The organism is Vreelandella vilamensis (assembly GCF_031451755.1).
Taxonomy (GTDB): domain Bacteria; phylum Pseudomonadota; class Gammaproteobacteria; order Pseudomonadales; family Halomonadaceae; genus Vreelandella; species Vreelandella vilamensis.
Genome location: NZ_JARWAN010000012.1, coordinates 96,141 through 102,382 on the forward strand (window position 1 = coordinate 96,141; position 6,242 = coordinate 102,382).

Annotated in this window: 5 protein-coding genes and 1 pseudogene; 2 read left to right on the plus strand and 4 right to left on the minus strand. The window is 54.6% G+C overall.

What is annotated here, in order from left to right; translation table 11 throughout:
* The first annotated feature begins 43 nt into the window (after positions 1–43).
* Both QC823_RS09090 and QC823_RS09095 read left to right on the plus strand, forming a co-directional pair.
* Entirely contained in the window at positions 44–994 is a 951-nt protein-coding gene (locus tag QC823_RS09090) for a DMT family transporter (RefSeq protein WP_422823628.1), read from the plus strand.
* 24 nt (positions 995–1,018) lie between these two features.
* Entirely contained in the window at positions 1,019–1,792 is a 774-nt protein-coding gene (locus tag QC823_RS09095; protein ID WP_479715092.1) for an EAL domain-containing protein, read from the plus strand.
* A 21-nt stretch (positions 1,793–1,813) separates the two neighbouring features.
* Here QC823_RS09095 and mtgA read toward each other — a convergent pair whose 3' ends face one another.
* From mtgA to QC823_RS09115, 4 genes and pseudogenes are all read right to left on the minus strand, one after another.
* Complete coding sequence (gene mtgA / locus QC823_RS09100) at positions 1,814–2,539, minus strand: monofunctional biosynthetic peptidoglycan transglycosylase (RefSeq protein WP_309656026.1); 726 nt, start codon at positions 2,537–2,539, stop codon at positions 1,814–1,816.
* Between the two features lie 43 nt (positions 2,540–2,582).
* Positions 2,583–3,437: an S-formylglutathione hydrolase gene (gene fghA, locus QC823_RS09105; protein WP_309656027.1), complete on the minus strand. Its 855-nt coding sequence runs from the start codon at positions 3,435–3,437 to the stop codon at positions 2,583–2,585.
* Positions 3,438–3,552: 115 nt separating this feature from the next.
* A complete protein-coding gene (locus tag QC823_RS09110; protein WP_309656028.1) occupies positions 3,553–4,662 on the minus strand; it encodes an S-(hydroxymethyl)glutathione dehydrogenase/class III alcohol dehydrogenase in 1,110 nt (369 codons plus the stop codon).
* Between the two features lie 90 nt (positions 4,663–4,752).
* A pseudogene (locus QC823_RS09115) lies at positions 4,753–6,119 on the minus strand (L-serine ammonia-lyase).
* Positions 6,120–6,242: the final 123 nt, after the last annotated feature.

The following is a 6,242-nucleotide window of genomic DNA, read 5'->3' on the forward strand; positions in this document are numbered from 1 at the left end:
CTCAACACGCGACTTATCCATATTTGCAATAAAAGGAAGCCTTATGGGCAATACTTCTCTAACGCGTTTGGCTGACTCGCTGCGTCATGCGACACCAAGTGAACTGGGGCTTGCCGCGATGCCCGTGCTGTTTGTGTTGCTGTGGAGCACAGGCTTTATCGGGGCAAAGTTCGGCCTTCCTTATGCAGAACCGTTTACGTTCTTGTTTATTCGCTTTATTTGTACGTTGCTACTCCTTGTGCCGTTAGTCATGGTTATGCGCGTGCCCTGGCCCACCTCTCCTAAGCTTTGGGGACATATTGCCGTAACGGGATGCTTGGTTCACGGCACGTATTTAGGTGGTGTTTTTTACGGCATCTATTTGGGTATGCCGGCGGGATTAGCATCGCTTTTGGTTGGGCTTCAGCCGCTTTTAACCGCTGCTTGCGCCGGCCCGCTGTTGGGGGAAGCACTGACCAAACGGCAATGGTTAGGGTTGGTATTAGGGCTCGTCGGGATCAGTTTGGTACTGGGCAGTAAGCTTGATCCATCAGAGTCGCTTTTTGATGGTTTTGGCCTTGGGGCGCTGTTTAGTGTCACCGCTGCACTGTTGGGAATTTCGATCGGCACGCTCTACCAAAAGCGATTCTGCACGCGCATGCCGCTTTTACCGGGTACGGCAATTCAGTACATGGCGGCCGCGCTGCTACTCGGTAGCGGCGCTTTACTGTTTGAGACACGTAATGTCGATTGGACGACCACCTTTATGTTGACGCTTGGATGGCTCGTGCTGATTTTGTCTATTTCGGCTATTTTGTTACTCATGGCACTGATTAAAAAGGGTGAGGCCTCGCGAGTTGCTAGCCTGTTTTACTTAGTACCACCGGTTACCGCACTACAGGCGTGGTGGCTCTTCGACGAACGCCTACCCTGGTTAGGACTTTTGGGGATGGCCATTGCGATTTTTGGCGTGGTATTAGTCGTCAAAACAGCGCAAAATAGCACCAAAGCATGATGTTATGGGTAAATTAAGGCTTATATGAACAGCTCAACGAATCATCAATGCGCGCGGGTCAACGGTCATTGCAACCGCTGCGATCGCCCCGTGCCGTTTTCATTTACGATGGCATTTCAGCCAATTGTCGATGTATCTAAACGGCGTATTGTTTATTACGAAGCGCTGGTGCGAGGTTCGAAAGGAGAGTCCGCCGGCAGCATTTTGTCACAAGTTACCGATGACTTGATGTACCGCTTTGACCAAGAATGCCGCATTAGAGCGATTGAGCTTGCCAGTGAACTCGATATGCAAGAACGCCTCTCAATCAACTTTTTACCCAATGCGGTATACGAACCCGAAGCGTGTATCCAGGCCACGCTGGAAACCTCAAAGCGGGTCGGCTTTCCTATTGAGCGGCTTAATTTTGAGATTACCGAAACCGAACGGGTGAAAGATCGCGCGCACATGCGCAACATCATCGATAGCTACCGCGCGATGGGATTCACCACCTCACTGGATGATTTTGGCAATGGCTACGCGAATCTTGATCTGCTCACTGATCTTCGCCCCGATACGCTAAAGATTGATCGCACATTGGTCATGGGGTGTGATACCGACACGCGCCGACAAGCTATCCTGAAAAGCGTCGTGACGCTTGCCGAAGCGCTAGACGTCACACTCGTCGCCGAAGGCGTGGAGACGCGAGAAGAGTCGCGCTGCCTATTAGCGCTGGGTCTTTCGGTGCAGCAGGGTTTTTACTTTGCACGCCCAAGCCTTGAAGCATTAGTAAAGGTTGACGACGCGCTTTACGATTAGTCGCAATACGTCACTGGCGAGTTAAGGCTTGGCAATACGCTCAAGGTAGTGCGCGCCGCCTAAGTTGCGCATTTGCTGGCGAATCCACTGGCTGCGTTGCTCTACTTGGGCACTCGGTACTGACGCACTGCGATTGAGCGGGCTTGGAAGAATCGCGGCTAAAAGGCTCGCTTGGCGCTCGTTCAGCCTGCTGGCAGAAACGCCAAAATAGTGCTGAGCGGCCGCTTCCAGCCCGAAAACACCGACATCCCATTCGGCCACATTAAGGTATACCTCAAGAATACGCTGTTTATCCCAGGCAAGTTCGATCAGCAGCGTAAACCAAAACTCCAACCCCTTGCGCACCCAGCTACGCCCACTCCAAAGAAACACATTTTTTGCCGTTTGCTGGCTGAGCGTGCTTGCGCCGCGTAATGCCTCCCCTGCTAGCCTATCTTCCACTGCACGTCTAAGTTCTATCAGATCAAAACCGTAGTGATCGGGAAAACGCTGATCTTCTGCCGCAATCACCGCAAGCTTAGCCACAGAAGCCATGTCATCCCAATCACGCCACTCACGTTTAAGCTGAATCGGTTCGCGCGTAAGCCAGCTTTGTACTTTACGCTCAACCATTACCATCGACCCTGGTGGCGGTACCACGCGAAAAAGCAGCACCAGTACTACCGTCAGGAGCACAAACGCCACCGCGCCACGCCATAGCCAGCGCCATAACCTACTTGCCAATCGGCGCAGCGCGCGTTTCACCATGGGTTTCCTCGCCTGTTCTCATCCGGTGCCATTGAGCATCCACTCAGCGTTTGTACAAATGCTCGGCGTGGTAGCGCAGGTGGTCGTCAATGAACGAGCCAATAAAGAAGTAGCTATGATCGTAGCCTGGCTGGCGACGCAACGTTAACGGATGATCATGCGCTTCGCACACGTCTTCTAACCGCTCGGGCTTCAACTGCTCTTTAAGGAACTGATCGTCCTCACCCTGATCAATGAATAGCCGCTGGCGCGACGCACCATTGGCCACCAATTCGCAAGCATCATACTGGCGCCAACGCGAGATATCGTCGCCTAAATAGGCGCTAAAGGCTTTTTGGCCCCAAGGGCTTTCCATGGGATTGACGATAGGGGAAAACGCCGACACCGAGCGAAAACGCCCAGGATGGCGCAACGCCAGAATCAACGCGCCATGCCCCCCCATCGAATGACCGCTGATCGATTCGCGGCCGTTAACCGGGAAGTGCTGACGCACCACGGAAGGGAGCTCTTCAACGATATAATCGTACATGCGGTAGTGCGACTTCCATGGCGCCTGCGTGGCATTAACATAAAAACCAGCACCCGAACCTAAGTCATAGCTTTCATGCTCACCGGGAAGCTCCGTGCCGCGTGGGCTGGTGTCGGGGCAAATAATCGCCACGCCGAGCTCTGCCGCCATACGATGCGCACCGGCTTTTTGCATGAAATTTTCATCGTTGCAGGTTAACCCAGAAAGCCACCAGAGTAGCGGTACGCGCTCGTTTTCAGCTTGCGGGGGTAAATACACGGCAAAAATCATGTCGCAATCAAGCGCCCGCGAATAGTGGCGATAGCGCTTATGCCAACCGCCAAAACTGCGGTTGGCTGAGACCAATTCTAACCTTTCACTCATGCTCATCGGCAGGCTCCTGGTAACGGGATTAAAAAAGCGGATACCTCGAAAAAGTGCTAAAACACGCAAGCGCGCCGGGGACTATCCCGCCGCGCTTTGCGCCCTTATCAATAAGCAAACTTTAGTAATGCAGCACAGTGCGGATGCTCTTGCCCGCATGGAGCAGGTCAAAGGCTTCGTTGATGTGCTCAAACGGCATATCGTGGGTGATGAAATCGTCGATATTGATTTCACCGTTCATATACTGCTCAACGTAGCTGGGCAGCTCGGTGCGCCCTTTTACGCCGCCAAAGGCGGAGCCTTTCCACACGCGCCCGGTCACCAACTGGAAAGGACGAGTGGAAATTTCCTCACCTGCACCGGCCACGCCGATGATGATCGACTCGCCCCACCCTTTGTGGCAACACTCAAGTGCCGAGCGCATAACGTTGACGTTACCAATACACTCGAAAGAGTAATCAACGCCTCCATCGGTCAGGTCCACGATCACTTGCTGGATCGGATCGCTGTAATCCTTGGGGTTAACGAAGTCAGTGGCGCCAAACTGTTTGGCCAGTGCGAATTTATCGGGGTTCACATCAATGGCGATAATGCGCGAGGCTTTCGCCATCATCGCCCCATGGATGACCGCCAAGCCAATCGCGCCTAAGCCAAAGACCGCGACGGTCGCCCCCGGCTCGACTTTTGCGGTATTTAGCACCGCGCCAATACCGGTTGTGACACCGCAACCAAGTAGGCAGATTTTGTCCATCGGCGCCTCTTTGGAGACAACAGCGAGCGAGACTTCCGGCAGCACGGTGTACTCGCTAAACGTCGAAGTCCCCATGTAGTGATGCAGCTTTTTGCCATCAAGGGTAAAGCGTGAGGTCCCATCCGGCATCACCCCCTTGCCTTGGGTCGCACGCACGGCGCCACATAGGTTGGTTTTGCCCGATAGACAGAACTTACACTTGCCACACTCGGCGGTGTACAGCGGAATCACATGATCGCCCGGTTTGACACTGGCCACACCTTCACCCACTTCCTGCACCACACCGGCGCCTTCATGGCCTAACACAGCAGGAAAATTGCCTTCTGGGTCAGCACCAGAGAGCGTATAAGCATCAGTATGACAGACACTGGTGGCTGCCATTTTGACCAGAACTTCTCCCGCTTTCGGGCCTTCCACCTCGATCTCGGTAAGTTCGAGCGGCTTACCCGCTTCTAGTGCAACGGCAGCACGTGATTTCATTATCGTCTCCAAGTCGTTCAGGGAATAGCAAGCGCTAGTGTAGGCCAGTCGGGCCGGTGGGATAAACCAAATGCGTACAAAACTGATACATCAGCATTCAATCGCATTCACTGCAAGCCCCCCTTTTGACGTCTCTTTGTACTTATCCTGCATATCGCGACCGGTATCGCGCATGGTGCGAATCACCTTATCCAGCGAGACAAAGTGCTCGCCGTCACCGTTAAGCCCCATGCGCGCGGCGTTGATCGCCTTGACCGAGGCAATCGCATTACGCTCAATGCACGGCACCTGCACAAGCCCACCTACCGGGTCGCAGGTGAGGCCTAAGTTGTGCTCCAACCCAATCTCAGCAGCGTTCTCTACCTGTGCGGGCGTACCGCCAAGCACTTCGGCTAGCCCCGCCGCGGCCATCGCACAGGCAGACCCCACCTCGCCCTGGCAGCCCACTTCAGCGCCGGAGATCGAGGCATTCTTTTTGCACAGAATACCCACCGCCCCCGCCGTCAGCAGGAAATTCACCACCTCGCTATCGGTAGCATCAGGCTCAAACTTTAAGTAGTACGCCAGCACCGCTGGCACGATCCCCGCCGCGCCATTGGTGGGCGCCGTGACCACGCGTCGGCCAGCCGCGTTTTCTTCATTCACGGCCAGAGCAAAGAGGTTGACCCAGTCCATGGCTGAAAAGGTCGAGATGATTAAGCGCTCGTTCTCAGCCGGATAAAAAAGCCGCTGATGCAGCTCATACGCCCGGCGGCGGACGTTCAGCCCACCGGGCAAATGGCCTCGAGCGTGTAGGCCGTTATCGATGCTTTCGCGCATCACATCCCAAATAGTGAGTAACTCACGGTGTATAGACGCGTCATCACGCCAGGCTTTTTCGTTTTCAAGCATCAATTGGCTGATACTCAAGCCGTGCGCCTGACACTGGCCAAGAAGCTCGGCGGCGGTATCAAACGGGTAGCGAAGCAATGAAGCGTCCTCCCCGATGTCTCCCGCGTCAGCTTGAGCCTGATCAATATAGAACCCACCCCCAGCGAATAGTAGGTATTGCGCGCCACTTCCTGCTCGCCGTTGGATGCCACAAGCTGTAACGCATTGGGGTGAAACGCCAAACACGTATCGTCCCAGGCAATATGCTCATGCATCGAGAACGCCACCGCCTGACCGTTAGGGAGATCAAGGGGTGCGCCGCTCTCAAGCGCTTGCAAGCGCGCGGCAATGCCGTCGGGGTCGAGCGTTTCCGGCGCTTCGCCCAGCAACCCCATCACCACAGCGCGGTCGGTGCCATGGCCTTTTCCCGTGGCGGAAAGCGAACCGCGTAGGGTAACGTTAATGCGTGTGACAGGCGCTTCTCCCAGTGACAGCGCGAAATCACGAGCAGCACGCATGGGGCCTACCGTGTGTGAGCTTGATGGCCCAATCCCCCGACGAAATAAATCAAATACGCTAATGGCCATGATCTCCCCCCATTTTTTGGGTTTTTATATTGCAATGGTTCGGACAGTTTCATGACGCAATAGCACCGTAGTGACATATCTCGTCGAAGTCGGGTCGGGATTTTATACGATTGAAGTCCAGAC

What these genes read in the sequence shown, in the direction of transcription:
- QC823_RS09090 (WP_422823628.1), top strand. Translation starts at nt 44, where the DNA reads ATGGGCAATACTTCTCTAACGCGTTTGGCTGACTCGCTGCGTCATGCG.
- QC823_RS09110 (WP_309656028.1), bottom strand. Translation starts at nt 4,662, where the DNA reads ATGAAATCACGTGCTGCCGTTGCACTAGAAGCGGGTAAGCCGCTCGAA.
- QC823_RS09095 (WP_479715092.1), top strand. Translation starts at nt 1,019, where the DNA reads ATGAACAGCTCAACGAATCATCAATGCGCGCGGGTCAACGGTCATTGC.
- fghA (WP_309656027.1), bottom strand. Translation starts at nt 3,437, where the DNA reads ATGAGCATGAGTGAAAGGTTAGAATTGGTCTCAGCCAACCGCAGTTTT.
- mtgA (WP_309656026.1), bottom strand. Translation starts at nt 2,539, where the DNA reads ATGGTGAAACGCGCGCTGCGCCGATTGGCAAGTAGGTTATGGCGCTGG.